We start from the raw sequence: 18,432 nt of genomic DNA, 5'->3' as shown, positions 1-18,432 counted from the left end.
TGCTTGCCGGTTATTCCTGCCTTCTATGAGAAAACTCTCATAACGTGTTTATAAATCAGCGTATTTTCTAGACGTTTGCATTTCTTTGAGTATCTTTACAAAGTAGGGCGTTTCATTGTCGGGCGGCGGGCGGTAACGTCTACGGCCTATTGCCATTCGTTGCAAAAGATATCGAAATCTGACCAGATTAACCGCGCGACTAACGACATGGAGGACGCATGAAGACCACGGCCCATTTTCCCCAGACACGATTCTCTAAGGCCGCGTGCTCCCGCCTGATGCTGTGCAGCGCGACGCTGCTTTGGCTGACGCTGGTGCCACATGTGCACGCCGAACAAGCGCCTGCCGCCCCACAGATCGAGGCTAAAGCCTTTATTCTCATGGATTACCACAGCGGTGCTGTACTGGCAGAACAGCGGGCAGATGAGCGACTTGACCCCGCCAGCCTGACGAAAATGATGGCAAGTTATGTTATTGGCCAGGCGATAAAAACGGAAAAAATCAAACCTGACGATTTGGTAACGGTTGGCAAAGATGCCTGGGCGACGGGTAATCCTACGCTGCGCGGATCGTCGCTGATGTTCCTCAAACCGGGTGATAAAATTCCGGTGTTGGAGCCGAATAAAGGCATCATAATCCAATCGGGCAATGATGCCAGTATTGCCCTGGCCGACTACGTGGCGGGCAGTCAGGATGCGTTTGTCAGCCTGATGAACAATTACGTCAAATCGCTTAACCTCACCAATACGCATTTCCTGACGGTACACGGGTTGGATGCCGCGGGGCAGTACAGCACCGCGCGTGACATGGCACTGTTAGGGCAGGCGCTGATTCGCGATGTGCCGGAAGAGTATGCTCTGCACAAAGAAAAAGAATTCACCTTCAACAATATTCGGCAGCCAAACCGTAACCGTTTGTTGTGGAGCAGCAACCTCAACGTAGACGGTATTAAAACCGGGCACACCAGCGGGGCCGGGCACAATTTGGTGGCATCTGCGACAGAAGGCAATATGCGGTTGATTTTGGTTGTGCTGGGTGCACCGACGGATGCCATTCGTTTTCGCGACAGCGAAAAACTGCTGACCTGGGGTTTCCGATTCTTCGAAACAGTTACACCTGTGCAGGCTAACACAACGTTTACCACACAGCGTGTCTGGTACGGTGCACAGAGTGAAGCGCGGCTAGGGGTTGCCGATGATGTCGCACTCACGGTACCTAAAGGGCAAATGCGTAACCTGAAAGCCAGCTTTACGCTGACGGTGCCCCATTTGCAGGCGCCATTAGCGAAAAATCAGGCGGTGGGGACTATTGATTTTCAGTTGGATGGCAAAACCATCGCCCAGCGACCACTGGTGGTGCTGGATGAAGTGCCCGAAGCGGGCCTGTTTGGACGACTGTGGGATGCGGTGATGTTAACCCTAACCCGGTGGTTTGGCGGTTGGTTTTAACACCCTTGATAGAGCAGCATAATGCCGTTGTCGAGCGCGAAATCCTGATAAGTGCCGTGGGGTGCGCAGTCGGTAACCAGCGTATCAAATCGCGTTAATGCGCCGATAGCGGCAGGCTGTACCCGACCAAATTTGCTGCTGTCAGCCACCAGAATCGTGCGCTGGGACAGCGCCATTGCCCGGTGTTTGATATCCAGTTCGGCAAAGTTAAAGCAGGTTGCACCGCGCTTGGGATCTACCCCCGCTGCGGAGATGAAGGCCTTGTTGGTGCAAATTGGGTCGAGTTCACTCTGTCGTGTCAGCGGTGTGAAAATGGCATTGTCGGGATGAAATTTTCCACCGCATAAAATGACCTTGGCGGCCGATTTGGCTTGCAGTGCGAGGAAGGTGTTCAGGGAGTAACAGACAGCGGTAAAGGGCAGCTCTTCATCGATGGCATCGATAACAAAGGGCAGGGTTGTGCCGCAGTCAAAAAAAACCGTATCGCCCGCCTCGATCAACTGCGCCGCCAGACGGCCAGCCACACGTTTTTCCTACACCTGCTGGTTCTGCTGATCGGACACGAAATAGTGGCCAATAGAATCACACTGGCTGAGGTGGCGTTCAGATCGCGGCGCACGGTCATTTCGGACACGCCCAGCAGTTCCGCCGCTTGTTTCAAGTGCAGCCGATCGCCATTTTTCAATGCCTGAGTGAGTTTGTTGATCCGTGCCGCTCGCCGTGTTTCCATCGTGTTATTATCCCCTGTGAGTCCGGCGTGAATAGTACCATTCAATAGAATCGGGTCGCAAAGAGAAGTCGGGGGAGCGGGAAAAGAAAAGGCCCATCATTCTTGAACCTGAAAAGGCGGGAACGACGGGCTCCTCAATAAGGGGATTTCAAAGAAAAGCAGTGGCACTAATTCAGACGTTATGCATGCGAAAAAGTTCGTTTTTTTAAAGAAAGGTGACAATTTTTTTCAACCTGCTTAAAACGGCAATTCAGGCCAGATAATCACGATTAACGAACCGGCCAAGGTTAGCAAAACGTTAGCAATGGCGTAAGTGCCCGTATAGCCGAGCGCCGGAATGTTACTGCGTGCGGTATCGCTGATGATATCCATGGCGGGCGCACAGGTGCGCGCACCCATAATGGCACCGAACAGCAGTGCTCGATTCATGCGCAGCACATAGGCGCCAAACAGGAAGCAGATAACCACCGGTATCAGGCTGATCGCCAGACCGGCAAACAGCATTTGTATGCCTACGGAGTCAAAGCTGGTGCCGATGGTGCTGCCGGCGCTCAGGCCAACGCCGGCCATAAATACCATCAGACCAAACTCTTTCACCATGTTCAGTGCGCCCTGAGGGATATAGCCAAAGGTCGGGTGGTTGGCACGCAAGAACCCTAGCATGATCCCGGCAAACAGCAACCCTGCCGCGCTGCCGATGGCAAAATTGAAGTTACGGAACTGGAAAGTGATAAGCCCGACCATCATACCGATGATGAAGAAGGCGCAGAATGCGAGCAGGTCGGTAACCTGACTGTGGATGGAAATAAATCCAATGCGATCGGCGATGCTTTTCACCCGCCGGGCATCACCGCTCACCTGTAACACATCCCCTTTGTTCAGCACCACGCCGTCATCAATCGGCATTTCGATCTGGTTGCGCACAATGCGGTTTAAAAAGCAGCCGTGATCGGTCAGTTTCAACTGGCTGAGGCGTTTGCCGACACCGTTGTTGTTTTTGACCACAATCTCTTCAGTGACGATGCGCATATCGAGCAGGTCGCGATCGAATACTTCCTTACCATCGCGGAAATTGGAGTTGAGACGCGCGTGGGCGTCAGGGTAGCCCACCAGCGCGATCTCATCGCCCAGTTGCAAGGTGGCATCGCCATCCGGTGTAGCAAGAATGCCGTTACGGCGCAGACGCTCAATGGAACAGCCGGTTTGTCGGTAAATGCCCAGTTCGCGGAGATTTTTTCCATCAGCCCAGGCAACCAGTTCTGGTCCAACGCGATAAGCACGAATGATAGGGAGGTACACTTTGCGCTGGCTATCGGGATCGAGACCACGTTCGCGGGCGATTTGCTGCGCGCTGGTGGGCAGATCCTGATGTTGTAGCTTTGGCAGATAGCGCGCGCCAAAAATCAGACTGACCAAACCGATCAGATAGGTGAGCGCATAGCCGAGACTCAGGTGATCCAGCTCAACGCCGAGTTGCGGATTGACGCTGTTGGCATTGCGCAGAGCATCACCAGCCCCAACAAGAACAGGGGTCGAGGTCATTGCACCCGCCAACATCCCTGCCGTCAGGCCGATATCCCAGCGGAAAATTTTGCCCAACAGCAGTGCCAGCACCAATGCTGAGCTGACTAAAACTAATGCCAGCGCGAAATAATTTTTACCGTCACGAAAAAAAATGGAGAAAAAATTAGGGCCCGCTTCGATACCGACGCAAAAAATAAACAGCATAAAACCGAGATTAAGCGCATCGGTATTTATGGCAAAGTGTTGCTGTCCTAATAATAATGACACCACTAAAACACCAATGGAATTACCCAGTTGAACGCTGCCTAGCCGTATTTTCCCGAGGCACAGCCCCAATGAAAGCACCACGAATAAAAGCAGTATGTAATTCCCGTTTAACAACTCAGCGAAGTTTATATTCATGGCCTGCAACGTGTTGTTTACTTGTAAGTTGTTGATATTAATGATGGTAATGACTAAATTTATGCCTATTCACTCAGAATACTCACTGTAGGGCAATCGAGGAGCAAGGCGTGAACAATCCAGCAGGAAAAGTGTGTGATTCCATACTGGTGCCGCCAGTTTCCTGAAAAGAAATTGCCCGAAGCGTAGCAAGAGTGCTGCCATTTTAGTTGGGTGTTCGTGTTACAGCCAGCCTTTATTTTATAAAAAGTGATGCCGCCTTGCTTGCTGTTATATCAGGGATATTCCGATGTTGTTCCGATTAAATACGCCTCACTTGACGTCGACGCTCGACGTTGACGAGGGGCAAAGAGAGGCGAATATGGGAAGCAATAAGGGGTGGGTCGGTGCTACCTGCTGTTTTTTGTTGTTTACCGTGGTGTTTTTGAGTCAAAAGATGGATGTCTTTATCGCATCGGAGACGGGATTTCGGGGGGGGGCCTGGGATGCTGCTGTTCCTGCTGCCGGGTATTATCGCCAGCGGTTTATCTGCGCGTGGTCGGTTGCGCTACCCTTTTTTCGGCGCTCTGATGGCCATGCCGCTGTGTCTGATTATTCTACACTTCTAGCGTACACCAATGAATGCCTTCTGGCAGGAACTCGCCTATGTCATGAGCGCGGTGTTCTGGAGTCTGATGGGGGAGTTGGGATTTTTGTTCGTCTACGTTTCTTATCAGCGCTATTTTCGCTAGAGGCAAAAACACCAAAGGCGCGTGATGCGCCTTTGGTGAGGTATTTTGTCGATGTGTTACTGAAACAGGTTCAGGTTCGCTTTGGCATAAGCTTCGAAATCGTTGCAGCCACCGATGTGTTTTTCGTCTAAAAAGATCTGCGGAACAGTTTCAACCGGCTTGCCTACGGTTTTAGACAGGTCGTCTTTAGTGATTCCCTCTGCGTGAATATCAACGTAACGGAAACTGAAGTCGTCACGTTGTTCCGTCAGCTTTTCCGCCAGCGCTTTAGCGCGAACACAGTAAGGGTAGCCAGGGCGGCCAAAAATAACAGCAAACATGTTAACTCCTTATCAAAACAAAAGGCGGTAAAACGATATTGTCCTCGTCTTTATGTGGGTTACTATGCCCCTATCCGCAGTGAAAAAAAAGCAGTAAATCCCTGTTGCAATAATATGTGATGGCTATCAAACTTCATAACCTGAGGTTAGGGGCATTGGTGCGCCGCCACGGCTGGCTTATGCTGCCTGTTAAGCGCCTGGCTATCCGGTTCAGAGAGCCAACCTCGCGATCTTCAGGACACACCATCAGAAGGACAGGAAGAGTGACGCCAACCATCGATCTGCTGCTTAATCATCGATCCATTCGTTCTTTTAGCACGCAACCTATTGCACTGGATGCGCGTGCTGTCATTATTGCTGCCGCCCAGAGCGCTTCCAGCTCGAGCTTTTTGCAATGCAGTTCCATTATTCGTATTACCGATCCCGCGTTGCGCCAGACGTTGGCCGACTATTGTGGCGATCAGCAGCACGTCGCTGACGCGGCGGAGTTCTGGGTGTTTTGCGCCGATTTTCACCGCCACCTGCAAATCTTTCCTCAGGCGCAAACCGGGCTGGCAGAGCAATTGCTGCTGGGGTGTGTTGACACTGCGCTGATGGGGCAAAACGCGCTGGTCGCGGCGGAATCGCTGGGGCTGGGCGGTGTCTTTATCGGCGGTATTCGTAACCATATTGCCGACGTCACGTCGCTGCTGTCACTGCCGCAGCAGGTTTTACCGCTGTTTGGCCTCTGCCTGGGTTACCCTGCCGCCACGCCCGATCTTAAACCGCGTCTGCCCGCGTCGCTGGTGGTACATGAAAACGGTTATCAGCCGTTGGACAAAGCCGTGTTGGCTCAGTATGACCAGCAGTTGGGCGATTACTACCAGCAACGTGGTAGTAATCGCCGCCGTGACACCTGGAGCGAGCATGTGCAGCGCACGCTGCAAAAAGAGTTGCGGCCCTTTATTCTGGACTACTTGCATCAGCAAGTGTGGGCAATCCGCTAAAGGTGGGTGAAAAACTGATGAAAATCGCCATTTTATCGCGGGACGGCAGCTTGTACTCCTGTATGCGGCTGCGCGAGGCGGCGGTACCGCGCGCGCTGTCACGACTATCGCTCGTGAGCGTGCGATTGCCGTGAAGGCGACCAAAACGCTGGGGCTAAGTGTGGCTGGGGTGGATATCTTACGCGCGGCGCGCGGGCCGTTAGTGATGGAGGTGAACGCTTCGCCCGGTCTGGAAGGGATTGAACGTACAACTCAAATGGATATCGCTGATATGATGATGGCGTTTATTGAGCAGCATGCGCGCGGTTGAGTGTGGCCAGCAAGTGGGCTAATCCCGCTTTTCTATGGGTATCGAGCGCGAATTTTACGTAAGCTAGTAAGGTTTTCACGTTACAGGCACAAATGAGGCACATTATGATGGATTCACTCATCGTTCCGGATCTGAATCTGCTGCTGCGGTGGTTGGATCAACTCAATATTCTCTATTTCGAATGTGACTCTTGTCAGGCGTTGCATTTGCCCCATATGCAGAATTTTGACGGCATCTTCGATGCCAAAGTCGATCTGGTTGACGGTGTCATTCTGTTTTCTGCGCTGGCGGAAGTGAAGCCCAGCGCGTTGATTCCGTTGGCCAGTAACCTGAGCCAAATCAATGCCAGTTCATTGACGGTGAAAGCTTTTCTTGATGTGCAAGACGATAATCTGCCGAAGCTTATTGTGTGTCAGACGGTAGGCGTGGCGGCAGGCATTACCATTGAACAGTTCCGCCACTTTATGCGGCAGTCTGAGGAGCAGATCTCCATGGTTATTCTGGAAGCTTGCGCCAACAATATGCTGTTTCTTGGTGAAGAAGAGGCCTCTCCTGCGCGTGGCGTCTCTCACAGCCTGCATTAATCCTGTTGCTGCCTGCGGGCAGCAATCACTTTTTCTTATTTGCTGGTTATCTTTGGTTTATGCTGCCAGTGAGTAAGTTTTCGATATATTCCACCGGTCAGAGTAAAGACTTCCCGTGCACCGCGCCAACTCCTGCATAATTAATCGATAAAAGCCGTTTTTTACGTTACGCATATAGCACCGCGAAGACGAGGCGGTTATGCTAACTTCCTGTGACCGTCAGGCGATAGTGATGCATTTATGTCTGTGTGTACTATGATTATTTTTAGTGCATAGCCATTCAACGTCCCCGCCCATCGGCGCAATAAGTTCAGGTATGTGTCCGGTATCGTCCTGATACGGATTTTATTCCATGATTCACCCCCTGGTATGGAGGAAGGAACGGATGTTCACCCAACGTAAAACATGGCTCTCGGGTGTTGTTGCCGGCTTAATGATGGCCGCGTCCGTCACCGCATCTGCGGAAGAAAAAACGCTGCATGTGTACAACTGGTCAGATTACATTGCGCCGGACACTCTGAGCAATTTCCAGAAAGAAACAGGCATCAAAGTCGTCTATGACGTGTTTGACTCAAATGAGGTTCTGGAAGGCAAATTGATGGCGGGCAGCACCGGTTTCGATCTGGTCGTGCCTTCTGCCAGCTTCCTGGAGCGTCAGCTTGCGGCGGGCGTCTTCCAGCCGCTGGATAAAAGCAAACTGCCTAACTACAAAAATCTCGATCCGGAATTGATGAAGCTGATTTCTCAGCACGATCCGGACAATAAATATGCCATTCCGTATCTGTGGGCTACCACGGGTATTGGCTTTAACATTGATAAAGTCAAAGCCGCATTGGGCACTGATGCACCGCTTAACAGCTGGGATCTGGTACTGAAACCGGAAAACCTGGAAAAACTGAAAAGCTGTGGGGTTGCATTCCTGGATGCACCGGAAGAGATTTTCGCCACTGTGCTGAATTATCAGGGTAAAGATCCGAACAGCACCAAGGCAGATGATTACAGCAAAGGCGCAACTGACCTGCTGTTGAAATTGCGCCCGAGCATTCGTTATTTCCACTCTTCCCAATACATCAACGATCTGGCTAACGGCGACATCTGTGTGGCTATCGGCTGGGCCGGAGACGTGCAACAGGCGGCTAACCGTGCCAAGGAAGCGAAAAATGGCGTTAACATTGGTTACAGCATTCCGAAGGAAGGGGCTCTGGCATTCTTTGACGTGCTCGCCATGCCAGCCGATGCCAAAAATACCGATGAAGCCTACCAGTTCCTTAACTACCTGATGAAACCGGAAGTGATTGCCAATATCAGTAACTATGTGTTCTATGCCAACGGGAATAAGGCCTCCGTTCCGCTGGTTGATGAAGCAGTACGTAACGATCCAGGTATCTTCCCGCCGGCTGATGTGCGTGCCAAGCTGTTTACGCTCAAAGTGCAATTACCGCAGATTGACCGTGCGCGTACACGCGCCTGGACCAAGGTAAAAAGCGGCAAGTAAGCGTTTTTATACGTTGAGATTGTGTGATAATCCGCAGGCGGCTAATCCCCGCCTGTTTGTGCTGTATGTGGTGTAACCCATGGCTGGATAAAGGGGGGAGGGCGAATCGCACGGCGTGCGTGTCGCGCATCCCTTTTTCACTGTGGGTTATTCGTTTGTTCTGCTTTTGCCGGAGAGCAATGCTAAGTGAATGATGTAATTTCCCGTCCTCAGCCTAAAACCCAAAAGGCCGTAACGCCACTGTTGGAAGTGCGCAATTTGACCAAATCATCTGACGGTTAGGCGGCCGTGGATGATGTGAGTCTGACTATCTACAAAGGTGAGATTTTCGCGCTGCTGGGGGCTTCCGGCTGCGGTAAATCCACGCTGTTGCGTATGCTGGCTGGTTTTGAACATCCCACCCAGGGGCAGATTGTGCTGGATGGACAGGATCTATCGCTGGTGCCGCCTTATCAGCGCCCCATCAATATGATGTTTCAGTCCTATGCGTTATTCCCGCATATGACGGTTGAGAAGAACATCGCCTTTGGTTTGAAGCAGGACAAGCTCTCCCGCGCTGAAATTAAAGATCGGGTTGAAGAAATGCTGACGCTGGTGCATATGCAGGAGTTTGCCGGACGCAAACCGCACCAGCTTTCCGGCGGTCAGCGGCAGCGTGTAGCACTGGCGCGTAGTCTGGCGAAGCGCCCTAAACTGCTGCTGGATGAGCCAATGGGGGAGCTGGACAAAAAGCTGCGCGATCGTATGCAGTTGGAAGTGGTTGATATTCTTGAGCGCGTAGGGGTGACCTGCGTGATGGTGACCCACTATCAGGAATTGCAGGCAATGATGCAATTACATGCCTTGCAACAAACATTTGGGGTTCGAGGTGCTGCTGGCGTGTCGGCCTGACAGTGAAGTTGCTACACTTGCTGCTGAAAAGCATATTCCAATATATCCCATTACATTTAGAAATAGTTATCATTTCCCGTCGCTGTGGCGGATAAGAAAGCTTATTAACGAATATCATCCTTTATTCATTGTTAGTCACAGCGGACATGACGCAAATATTGCAGCACTGGCAACCAGGCTGGTCTGGAATAAACCGACATTGGTACGGCAAAAAACCTATCTAACCAGCCGGATTAAACCGTTTAGCACCAATTATCTGGCCGATCAGGTGATTGTTCCCAGCAGCGGCATGAAGCGTGCAATGGTGGCAGGTGGGTGTCGAGACGAAAAAATTGAGGTGGTAGCACCAGGATTTGACTTTGCCGCATTATATGCCCAAAGCGAGCAGGCTTTGCTTGTTGTGCTGCAACGCTGGCTGAGTGCCGATACTTCGCCGGTGATTGCTCAAGTCGGCATGCTACGCGGCGAAAAAGGACATGATACTGCGTTGGCGGCGTTGGCTGCGCTCAGGCAGGCCGGTTATGTGTTTCGTTACCTGATCGTAGGTGATGGCCCTGAGAACAAGGCCATTGAGGCGACGATTACACGTTACGGTTTGCAAGATAACGTCATGATGGCAGGTAAGGTGTTTCCAGCATCGGCCATCTATCGGCATGCGGATTTGGTGCTGATGCCTTCACGTAACGAGTCATTTGGGATGGCGTTGGTAGAAGCAATGTTTTTCAACGTGCCGGTGATGGCGAGCGCGGTGGGGGGCATCCCTGATGTTATCCGTCATCAGGAAAACGGTGTGTTGTTGCCTTGTGACGATGTTGCAGCCTGCCAGGCTGCCATTGCAGATTTCCTTATACATCCTGAGCCTTATCGCCAGAGAGCTCGCCACGCCAGTGATGATGTCGTGTTGCGCTATTCTATCGATGCCTGTGTGAAAAAAATTATCTCGCTGGCCCATAAGGGGCCCACACCCGCGGTTGCGGGTGTGGCAACGCCTTAACCTTTTTTGCGCCCCACATTTTCTGTGCGTTATGCCAGCACAGTATCCCTGTGCAGTTGGCAACTGCACGCCAACACATAGCCCTGAGCGATCGATCTCTTCTGATGTTAATGTCATGGTGCTGCTGGTGGTGTAGTTGCCGGAAAGCAACTTTGTTTTGCAACTGCCACATACGCCTGCGCGAACCAACTCTACGACGAATTCACTATTGCACAACGCATTTTCCTGACAGCCATGATGGTCAAATTACATCAATTCTGGCAGACATATCCGCCCGCCAACCTTGACAGGCAGGAGGTCGATAAGGTTATAAGGTCGTACGTCACGCTGCTTCGATCAGGGAATGATGTGTTAGCGAAATGTAAGGCAATGAAGATAAACAATGCTTATAAAACAATTACTAAACCGTAAGGGATCACAGAAAAGACATCTTGTGGATGACACATCTGTCTTGGTGAAGCACGCTCGTTATGGTTTAAAATGAAAACGTAGGCCAGCGGATCCGTGTTGCGTAAACATCAGGAGGTGTGCATATACCTTGAAAATGTTGAGATTCTTGGCTTTCGCGGCATCAACCGGCTGTCGTTGGTACTGGATCAGAATACGGTGTTGATTGGCGAGAATGCCTGGGGGAAATCAAGCCTGCTGGATGCGCTTTCACTGCTGCTGTCACCGGCCTTGCCGCCGTACCATTTCTCTTTGCAAGACTTCCATTTTACTCCTGGTGATGAAACCAGCCGGGAACGCCACTTGCAGGTTATTTTTACATTTTGTGAAAGTGGCGTAGGGTATCATCTTGGGCCGCGTTATCGTGGGTTGGCACCCGTTTGGGTTAAAGGAGAGGGGCGATTGCAGCGCATTTTCTATCGCCTGGAAGGTGAAGTGGATGAAAGCAGTGCGGTGTGCACCTGGCGCAGTTTCCTCGACGCCGATGGGCAGCCGTTGGTACTGGCTAACATTGATGTGCTGGCGCGTGAGCTTATCCGTTTGCATCCGGTTTTGCGACTGCGTGATGCGCGTTTCACAAGACGCAAGCGGGCCGATGTCGTGCCATTGCCGGTGCGGGATAATAACAGCGAAGACCTGACTCAGCACCTAAACCAACTGATGCAGGAACTCATCCGCAATCCGCAACGATTGACCGATCAAGAGCTGCGTCAAGGGATTGTGGCGATGCGTCAGCTGTTGGAACACTATTTTGCCGAGCAGGGAGAGGAAGATTTCACCCCGCGCCACCACCACCACGCGCGCGCAATGGAAAATCCTGGCGCTCTCTGGATAACATCAACTGGATGCTGAGCGACCCCAACAGCCGTAGCCGTCGTATCATTCTTTTGGAGCTCTTCTCAACGCTGCTGCAGGCCAAAGGTGCAGTATCGCTGGATACGGAATCTCGGCCGCTGTTGCTGGTGGAAGATCCTGAAACTCGATTACATCCGATCATGCTATCAGTCGCCTGGGAACTGCTGATGCATTTGCCTTTGCAAAAAATCACCACCACCAATTCCGGCGATCTGCTGTCGCTGGTGCCCGTCGAGCAGGTGTGCCGTCTGGTGCGGGAATCCTCGCGTGTGGCAACCTATCGTATTGGGAAGCAAGGCATGAATCCTGAGGATAGCCGCCGTATTGCGTTCTATATCCTCTTTAATCGCCCGTCATCGCTGTTCGCACGCTGCTGGCTGCTGGTCGAGGGTGAGACCGAAGTCTGGATGCTCAGTGAGCTGGCGCGCCAATGTGGACATCATTTTGAAGCGGAAGGGGTGCGTGTTATTGAATTTGCGCAATCCGGGCTACGACCGCTGCTGAAATTCGCGCACCGTATGGGCATTGAGTGGCACGTGCTGGTAGATGGTGATGATGCGGGGAAAAAGTATGCGGCAACGGCGCGCAGCCTGCTGACCCAGCAGGGGGAAAGCGAGCGCGACCACATCACCATGCTCTCTGCGCCCGATATGGAGCATTTCATGTATCGCAACGGCTACAAGGATGTTTTTCACCGCATCGCGCAGGTGCCGGAAAATGCGCCGCTCTCGGCCGCGAAAGTAATTGTGAAGGCGATTCATCGCGCTTCAAAGCCGGATCTGGCGATCGATGTGGCAATGAGCGCTGCTGAACGCGGCAATGAGGCCATTCCAGTTTTGATCCGCACGCTTTTTTCACGCGTACTCTGGTTGGCGCACGGGCGGGCAGATTAAGCGGCTTTGATGCAATCTGTTTTCAAACCGCCTTTTCTGACGTCAGAATAAATAAAAATGCCGGTCGTGAAACCAGCATTTTCTTCTGTAAAGAATAGGGTGACTTGCTCAGACCACCGCTTCGGCTATCAGCGGGACGATCAAACTGGCGTGGTTTCCTTTGGGGCCTTTATGAACATAAAATCTGACCGCCTGGCCTGCCTTCAGCGTGCGATAACCGTCCATTTGAATCGTCGAGTAGTGAGCAAAGATATCTTCACCCCCACCTTCGGGACAGATAAATCCAAAGCCTTTGACATTATTGAACCATTTAACAGTACCTGTCTCCATGCATTTACGTCCTTCGCAAGAGTGTTATCAAAACTAGAGGTGAGGTTATTTGGTTGACATGCATGCGAATTGATTAAAACCCAGTCAATTCACCTGTACACTCTAGTGAAATCGAAAAGAGCGTCAAGCCATCCCACGCGGGGAGGGCGAAACAGTTTGTCAAAGTTTGATGCAGGTAACGCAATTGGTGATTTCCATGCACGGTTGTTGCGCCAATACGTGTGCTGTTACCGATGACATAACCTGACGATTTCTTGCTTCCTGGCAACACAGTGCGCGTGCAGGTGATAAAATAAAGAGTAAATGGCTGGTGTGGGCAATCAGCACGTCGTCGCATTAATCAAGATGGAAGAATAATGGGTAAGCGCAGTTTGGAGATTGAAAATGAGTGGGTGCGACAGCCTCACCTTGATGCAGCAGCGGGGATCAGTATGGAAAGCCGCCCCTGGACGCATTCTGACAGCGATCTGTTAGAGAAACGGCAGAAAAATTAGCAACTCGGCGGCGCGTGAAGCGTTGGAGGCTTGCTCGGTGGATTTGGCGGCATTGCGCCAGGAACTGGAAACGTTCATCGAACAGACCACCCCGACGTTACCGCGAAATAATGAAGAACGTGAAACGCAGCCGACGCTGAGTTTTCAGCGCGTACTGCAACGCGCCGTGTTTCACGTTCAGTCTTCCGGCCGCAGTGAAGTGTCAGGCGCTAACGTGCTGGTGGCGATTTTTAGCGAGCAAGAGTCGCAGGCTGCCTATCTGTTACGTAAGCATGATGTGAGTCGGCTGGATGTGGTGAATTTCATTTCCCACGGCACGCGCAAAGAAGAGTCCGGTCAGGCACCGAATTCGGAAAACCCTGTCAATGAAGAGCCGGTAGGAGGGGAGGATCGTATGGAGAACTTCACCACCAACCTCAATCAATTGGCTCGCGTTGGCGGCATTGACCCGCTGATTGGTCGCGAAAAAGAGCTGGAACGCACCATCCAGGTGCTGTGCCGTCGCCGCAAGAACAATCCGCTGCTGGTCGGGGAGTCTGGGGTAGGGAAAACGGCTATTGCTGAAGGTCGGGCCTGGCGCATTGTTCAGGGTGACGTGCCGGAAGTGATGGCGGGTTGCACCCTCTATTCGCTTGATATCGGCTCGCTGCTGGCGGGCACCAAGTACCGTGGGGATTTTGAAAAACGTTTTAAAGCACTGCTCAAGCAGTTGGAGCAAGATCACAGCGGCATCCTGTTTATCGATGAGATCCACACCATCATTGGTGCGGGCGCGGCTTCCGGTGGGTAGGTTGACGCGGCCAATTTGATCAAGCCGTTGCTCTCCAGCGGTAAGATTCGGGTTATCGGTTCTACCACCTATCAGGAATTCAGCACTATTTTTGAGAAAGACCGTGCTTTAGCGCGCCGTTTCCAGAAAATCGATATCACTGAGCCGAGCATCGAAGAAACCGTGCAGATCATTAACGGGTTAAAACCGAAATATGAAGCTCACCATGACGTGCGTTACACGGCAAAAGCTGTGCGCGCCGCCGTTGAGTTGTCGGTGAAATACATCAACGATCGCCATCTGTCCGATAAAGCTATCGATGTGATTGACGAAGCTGGGGCGCGTAGTCGCTTGATGCCCGTCAGCAAACGCAAAAAGACGGTTAACGTCTCGGACATTGAATCGGTGGTGGCGCGCATCGCCCGTATTCCGGAGAAAACCGTCTCGGCCAGCGACCGCGATGTGCTGAAAAACTTGAGCGATCGCCTGAAGATGCTGGTGTTCGGTCAGGATAAAGCCATCGAAGCGCTTACGGAAGCGATCAAGATGAGCCGTGCTGGATTAGGCAGCGAGCGCAAGCCAGTTGGCTCTTTCCTGTTTGCCGGACCGACTGGCGTTGGGAAAACTGAAGTGACAGTGCAGTTAGCCAAAGCGATGGATATTGAGCTGCTACGCTTCGATATATCTGAATATATGGAGCGTCACACCGTGAGTCGCCTGATAGGTGCGCCACCGGGATACGTTGGCTTCGATCAAGGCGGGCTGTTGACGGATGCCGTGATCAAACATCCGCAATTCGGTACTGCTGCTTGATGAAATAGAAAAAGCGCACCCGGATGTCTTCAACCTGCTGTTGCAGGTGATGGATAATGGCTCGCTGACTGACAATAACGACCGTAAGGCCGATTTCCGCAACGTGATTGTTGTCATGATCACCAACGCGGGTGTGCAAGAGACTCAGCGCAAGTCTATTGGCCTGATTCAGCAGGACAACAGCAGCGATGCGATGGAAGAGATTAAAAAGATCTTCACGCCGGAGTTCCGTAACCGTCTGGATGGCATTATCTGGTTCAATCACCTGTCAACGCAGATTATCCAGCAGGTGGTGGATAAGTTTGTGGTCGAACTGCAAGCACAGCTGGATGCCAAAGGCGTTTCACTGGAAGTCAGTGAAGACGCGCGCAACTGGCTGGCAGATAAAGGCTATGACAAAGCGATGGGCGCGCGCCCAATGGCGCGAGTGATACAGGAAAACCTCAAGAAGCCGCTGGCGAACGAACTACTGTTTGGCTCGTTAGTGAACGGTGGTTCCGTGAAGGTGGAACTGGATAAATCAGCACAAACGCTGACTTACAGTTTTCACAGTGCGCAAAAGCAAAAAGAGGAAGGGACTGTGCACTGATAGTGGCTGCTGAGCGGTGAAGGAAAAAGCAGTGCGAGAGCACTGCTTTTTTTGTCTGGATTGCTACAAGTACAACCGTTTGCAACGAGTACCAAAAAACAAAAGCCCTCACCTGAACAGGAGAGGGCATAAGGAAGGGACATCCTCAGGTGTCGCAGCTTCTGCGACAGGCAAACCGATTAACGGCTACGGAAGACAATGCGGCCTTTACTCAGGTCGTACGGGGTCAGCTCTACAGTCACTTTGTCACCCATCAGGATGCGGATATAGTTTTTACGCATTTTACCGGAGGTATGAGCGGTAACCACGTGCCCGTTTTCCAACTCAACGCGGAACATGGTGTTAGGCAGTGTATCAAGCACGGTGCCTTGCATTTCAATATTGTCTTCTTTGGCCATCGAATCCTCTAGGGTTAACTACCTTTACTTTTTGACGGGCACGATAATGCCGAAAAACCGGCATTATGTAAAGGAGCGTTGATGATCTCAACAGCAACTGTCGGATAAGAGGGGCGCAAGGGCATGCTTTATCATTCGCCGATCGGCGCAAGCGCTTGTGGCTGCCAGCAGGATAGGGCGATGGGCGTATCCTGTAATGCGCGTAGCGCCGTCAGATACGTCGAGCGCGGCACCTCTGTCGCGCCCGAGAGGCCGTATGCGCGTTGAGTACCAATTGCCCTCCATATAGCGCATAAAATGCGTTACCAGGGCAACCAGCGCGCATTTGGAAGCGTTATCGCGAGTGCTGAACATGGATTCACCGCAAAACAGCGTACCTTGCGCAATGCCGTACAGCCCACCGACCAGTTCATCCTCGTACCACACCTCAATCGAATGCGCATACCCCAGCTCATGAAGCTTGCAGTATGCGGCGATCATCGCGGGGCTGATCCAGGTACCTTCCTGGCGCGCGTTGGCGCAGGCGTGTATCACAGAACTGAATGCGTAATTGAGCGTAATATGAAAGAGCTGCTTGCGCATGAACTTGCGCAGACTGCGGCTGATATGAAGCGCTTGGGGATGCAGTACTGCTCGTGGGTCCGGAGACCACCACAAGATGGGGTCGCCGGGCGAGTACCAGGGAAAAATGACGTGTCGGTACGCCGCCGCCAGTAATCTGTCTGGCGAAAGATCGCCACCAAAGGCCAATAAACCGTTGGGGTCAGCCAACGCTTTTTCCACCGGAGGAAAAAGCGTGGTATTCGGTGAGAGTTGAAATAACTGCATTATATTTGCCGGGCAGCGTGTTGATGGAACTGCCAATAGCGACCTTGAGCCTCCAGCAGCTCGGCGTGGCACCCTTGCTCGACGAGGCGACCGTTATCCAGTACGCAAATACGATCCAGATACGCCATATCGTGCAGGCGATGGGTAATGATGATAACCGTTTTGCCCTGGGTATTATCACGCAGCAGATGCAGAATTTTTTGTTCGGTATCGGCATCCAACCCTTCGGTGGGTTCATCCAGCAGCACCAGAGGGGCTGGGTGGAGCAGTGCGCGTGCCAGCCCGAGTCGACGCTGTTCCCCGCTAGACAGTTGGCGTCCGCCTTCACCGATCCAGGCATTGAGGCCTTCTGGCGTTTTCAGCAGATTACCTAATCCTACCTGTTCCAGTTGCTGACTCAGTTGGGCATCGCTGTCCCAGGCGCGGGTCAGCAATTGTAATAGCGTTGATTTACCACAACCTGTACGTCCCAGTAGCGCGATATGTTCGCCCGGGCGATATCCAGCGTAATGTCCTGCAATACCGACTGCGGCTGGACTGGATAGGTGAAGCTCACCTGCTGTAATGACAGTATTGCGGTCGTGGTTAAGGCTGAGGCGGGGGGCGTCGTGAAAGCCACCGCAGGCTGCTGACGTAAAATCTGATCAACGCGTGTGGCCGATGCGATGACCTGGCCCATGTGCTGAAACGCGCCGGTGACCGGGCCTAATGCTTCAAACGCAGCCAGTGAGGCAAACACGAACAAGGCGATCAATGCTCCCGGTTGGGAGGCTCCGCCAATCCCTGCCGCAGCCAACCAGAGAATGGTGGTAACGGTAAAACCGGTACAAAGCAGCATAAGCGCCTGCGACATGCCGGTCAGACGCGCCTGTCGCTGTTGCTGTGTTAACCAGGCTTGCTCGGTGTCCGCAAGCTGGCGGCGAACGGTTGCCTGTGCACCAAACAGGGTTAATTCGGCTTGCCCCTGTAACCAGGTGGTTAACTGTGTACGATAACGTGAGCGCAGTTGCGTGAGGTGGATGCCGATCAGTTTGCCTGCACGATAGAACACGGGAGGGAGCAGGGCTAACAGTAGCAGCATGATTGTGCCGAGGATCAACGCTAGCGAGGTGTCCAGCCAGCTCAGTCCGTAAGTCACCACCAGAATGACGACCAACGCGCTGACCAGCGGTGAAATAACACGCAAGTAAAGGTGATCGAGTGTATCGACGTCAGCGACCAGGCGGTTTAGCAGGTCGGCCTGACGAAACCGGGCTAACCCACCCGGTGAAAGCGGAAGAATGCGCGAAAAGGTAAAAACGCGCAGATGTTGCAGTACGCGAAACGCCGCGTCATGGCTCACCAGACGCTCGGCATAGCGCCCGGCGGTACGCAGGATGGCCGCGCCGCGCACCCCCGCCGCAGGCAACATATAGTTGAAGGTAACCAACCCGGCAAGACCCGCCAGTGATGCATCCGCGAGAAACCAACCGGAGAGCGTCAGCAGCCCAATGCTTGCCAGTAGAGTGATAATGGCCAGCACAACGCCGATGCTGAGACGCCAAATGTGGCGGCGATACAGCAGGAGAAAAGGTTTTAGTACCTGCAACGGTGTATTCTGC

General features: G+C 52.5%; 10 protein-coding genes and 9 pseudogenes. 11 read left to right on the top strand and 8 right to left on the bottom strand.

Annotated elements, in window-relative coordinates; all coding sequences use genetic code 11:
- Positions 1 to 278 precede the first annotated feature (278 nt).
- On the top strand, positions 279 to 1,448 hold the full coding sequence (locus tag ACMZI0_RS06230) for a serine hydrolase (protein WP_415672364.1): 1,170 nt from the start codon (positions 279 to 281) through the stop codon (positions 1,446 to 1,448).
- On the opposite strand, the pseudogene deoR reads toward ACMZI0_RS06230, so the two are convergent.
- A pseudogene (gene deoR, locus ACMZI0_RS06225) lies at positions 1,445 to 2,178 on the bottom strand (DNA-binding transcriptional repressor DeoR). The gene ACMZI0_RS06230 and the pseudogene deoR sit on opposite strands and share 4 nt — an antisense overlap.
- Before the next feature lie 237 nt (positions 2,179 to 2,415).
- Positions 2,416 to 4,104, bottom strand: coding sequence for an aspartate:alanine antiporter (locus tag ACMZI0_RS06220; RefSeq protein ID WP_415672295.1), 1,689 nt, complete (start codon positions 4,102 to 4,104; stop codon positions 2,416 to 2,418).
- 361 nt (positions 4,105 to 4,465) lie between these two features.
- Between ACMZI0_RS06220 and ACMZI0_RS06215 the strand changes: the two are divergent.
- A pseudogene (locus ACMZI0_RS06215) lies at positions 4,466 to 4,835 on the top strand (inner membrane protein YbjM).
- 56 nt (positions 4,836 to 4,891) lie between these two features.
- Here the strand turns inward: ACMZI0_RS06215 and ACMZI0_RS06210 are convergent.
- A complete protein-coding gene (locus tag ACMZI0_RS06210) occupies positions 4,892 to 5,155 on the bottom strand; it encodes a GrxA family glutaredoxin (RefSeq protein ID WP_415672294.1) in 264 nt (87 codons plus the stop codon).
- Positions 5,156 to 5,418: 263 nt separating this feature from the next.
- Here ACMZI0_RS06210 and nfsA point away from each other — a divergent pair, with 263 nt between their 5' ends.
- From nfsA to ACMZI0_RS06180, 6 genes and pseudogenes are all read left to right on the top strand, one after another.
- Positions 5,419 to 6,141 carry an oxygen-insensitive NADPH nitroreductase gene (gene nfsA, locus ACMZI0_RS06205; RefSeq protein WP_415672363.1) on the top strand — a complete coding sequence of 241 codons (723 nt, stop codon included), beginning with the start codon at positions 5,419 to 5,421 and terminating at the stop codon, positions 6,139 to 6,141.
- 79 nt (positions 6,142 to 6,220) lie between these two features.
- Positions 6,221 to 6,451, top strand: a pseudogene (locus ACMZI0_RS06200) (30S ribosomal protein S6--L-glutamate ligase); the annotation flags it as partial.
- Positions 6,452 to 6,558: 107 nt separating this feature from the next.
- Positions 6,559 to 7,035: a YbjN domain-containing protein gene (locus tag ACMZI0_RS06195; RefSeq protein ID WP_415672362.1), complete on the top strand. Its 477-nt coding sequence runs from the start codon at positions 6,559 to 6,561 to the stop codon at positions 7,033 to 7,035.
- Positions 7,036 to 7,420: 385 nt separating this feature from the next.
- Positions 7,421 to 8,530, top strand: coding sequence for a spermidine/putrescine ABC transporter substrate-binding protein PotF (gene potF, locus ACMZI0_RS06190; protein ID WP_415672293.1), 1,110 nt, complete (start codon positions 7,421 to 7,423; stop codon positions 8,528 to 8,530).
- Between the two features lie 186 nt (positions 8,531 to 8,716).
- Positions 8,717 to 9,346, top strand: a pseudogene (locus ACMZI0_RS06185) (ATP-binding cassette domain-containing protein); the annotation flags it as partial.
- A gap of 22 nt (positions 9,347 to 9,368) precedes the next feature.
- The gene (locus ACMZI0_RS06180) at positions 9,369 to 10,415 is read left to right on the top strand and encodes a glycosyltransferase (protein ID WP_415672292.1); all 1,047 of its coding nucleotides are present in this window, start codon (positions 9,369 to 9,371) and stop codon (positions 10,413 to 10,415) included.
- Between the two features lie 29 nt (positions 10,416 to 10,444).
- Here ACMZI0_RS06180 and ACMZI0_RS06175 read toward each other — a convergent pair.
- Positions 10,445 to 10,613, bottom strand: a pseudogene (locus ACMZI0_RS06175) (2Fe-2S iron-sulfur cluster-binding protein); the annotation flags it as partial.
- Between the two features lie 333 nt (positions 10,614 to 10,946).
- Between ACMZI0_RS06175 and ACMZI0_RS06170 the strand changes: the two are divergent.
- Positions 10,947 to 12,610: pseudogene (locus ACMZI0_RS06170) on the top strand (DUF2813 domain-containing protein).
- A gap of 108 nt (positions 12,611 to 12,718) precedes the next feature.
- Here the strand turns inward: ACMZI0_RS06170 and cspD are convergent.
- Positions 12,719 to 12,940, bottom strand: coding sequence for a cold shock-like protein CspD (gene cspD / locus ACMZI0_RS06165; protein WP_415672291.1), 222 nt, complete (start codon positions 12,938 to 12,940; stop codon positions 12,719 to 12,721).
- Between the two features lie 356 nt (positions 12,941 to 13,296).
- Between cspD and ACMZI0_RS06160 the strand changes: the two genes are divergently transcribed.
- Positions 13,297 to 13,434, top strand: coding sequence for a hypothetical protein (locus tag ACMZI0_RS06160; protein WP_415672290.1), 138 nt, complete (start codon positions 13,297 to 13,299; stop codon positions 13,432 to 13,434).
- A pseudogene (gene clpA / locus ACMZI0_RS06155) lies at positions 13,430 to 15,605 on the top strand (ATP-dependent Clp protease ATP-binding subunit ClpA). Before ACMZI0_RS06160 ends, clpA begins: the two are co-directional and overlap by 5 nt.
- Positions 15,606 to 15,784: 179 nt before the next feature.
- Here clpA and infA read toward each other — a convergent pair.
- The 3 genes and pseudogenes from infA to cydC all read right to left on the bottom strand — a co-directional run bounded on the left by infA (position 15,785) and on the right by cydC (position 18,419).
- A complete protein-coding gene (infA, locus tag ACMZI0_RS06150) occupies positions 15,785 to 16,003 on the bottom strand; it encodes a translation initiation factor IF-1 (RefSeq protein ID WP_415672289.1) in 219 nt (72 codons plus the stop codon).
- A gap of 131 nt (positions 16,004 to 16,134) precedes the next feature.
- Positions 16,135 to 16,831: pseudogene (aat, locus tag ACMZI0_RS06145) on the bottom strand (leucyl/phenylalanyl-tRNA--protein transferase).
- Positions 16,831 to 18,419 (bottom strand): annotated as a pseudogene (cydC, locus tag ACMZI0_RS06140) (thiol reductant ABC exporter subunit CydC). Before cydC ends, aat begins: the two co-directional pseudogenes overlap by 1 nt.
- Positions 18,420 to 18,432: the final 13 nt, after the last annotated feature.

This window comes from Symbiopectobacterium sp. (assembly GCF_047692315.1).
Classification (GTDB): Bacteria; Pseudomonadota; Gammaproteobacteria; order Enterobacterales; family Enterobacteriaceae; genus Symbiopectobacterium.
This window is presented reverse-complemented; position numbering and strand designations above follow the sequence as displayed.

Bases quoted from the DNA above. Each gene is read 5' to 3' on its own strand.
- ACMZI0_RS06230 (WP_415672364.1), top strand. From the start codon at position 279: ATGCTGTGCAGCGCGACGCTGCTTTGGCTGACGCTGGTGCCACATGTG.
- ACMZI0_RS06220 (WP_415672295.1), bottom strand. From the start codon at position 4,104: ATGAATATAAACTTCGCTGAGTTGTTAAACGGGAATTACATACTGCTT.
- ACMZI0_RS06210 (WP_415672294.1), bottom strand. From the start codon at position 5,155: ATGTTTGCTGTTATTTTTGGCCGCCCTGGCTACCCTTACTGTGTTCGC.
- ACMZI0_RS06195 (WP_415672362.1), top strand. From the start codon at position 6,559: ATGGATTCACTCATCGTTCCGGATCTGAATCTGCTGCTGCGGTGGTTG.
- potF (WP_415672293.1), top strand. From the start codon at position 7,421: ATGTTCACCCAACGTAAAACATGGCTCTCGGGTGTTGTTGCCGGCTTA.
- ACMZI0_RS06180 (WP_415672292.1), top strand. From the start codon at position 9,369: ATGCCTTGCAACAAACATTTGGGGTTCGAGGTGCTGCTGGCGTGTCGG.
- cspD (WP_415672291.1), bottom strand. From the start codon at position 12,940: ATGGAGACAGGTACTGTTAAATGGTTCAATAATGTCAAAGGCTTTGGA.
- ACMZI0_RS06160 (WP_415672290.1), top strand. From the start codon at position 13,297: ATGGGTAAGCGCAGTTTGGAGATTGAAAATGAGTGGGTGCGACAGCCT.
- infA (WP_415672289.1), bottom strand. From the start codon at position 16,003: ATGGCCAAAGAAGACAATATTGAAATGCAAGGCACCGTGCTTGATACA.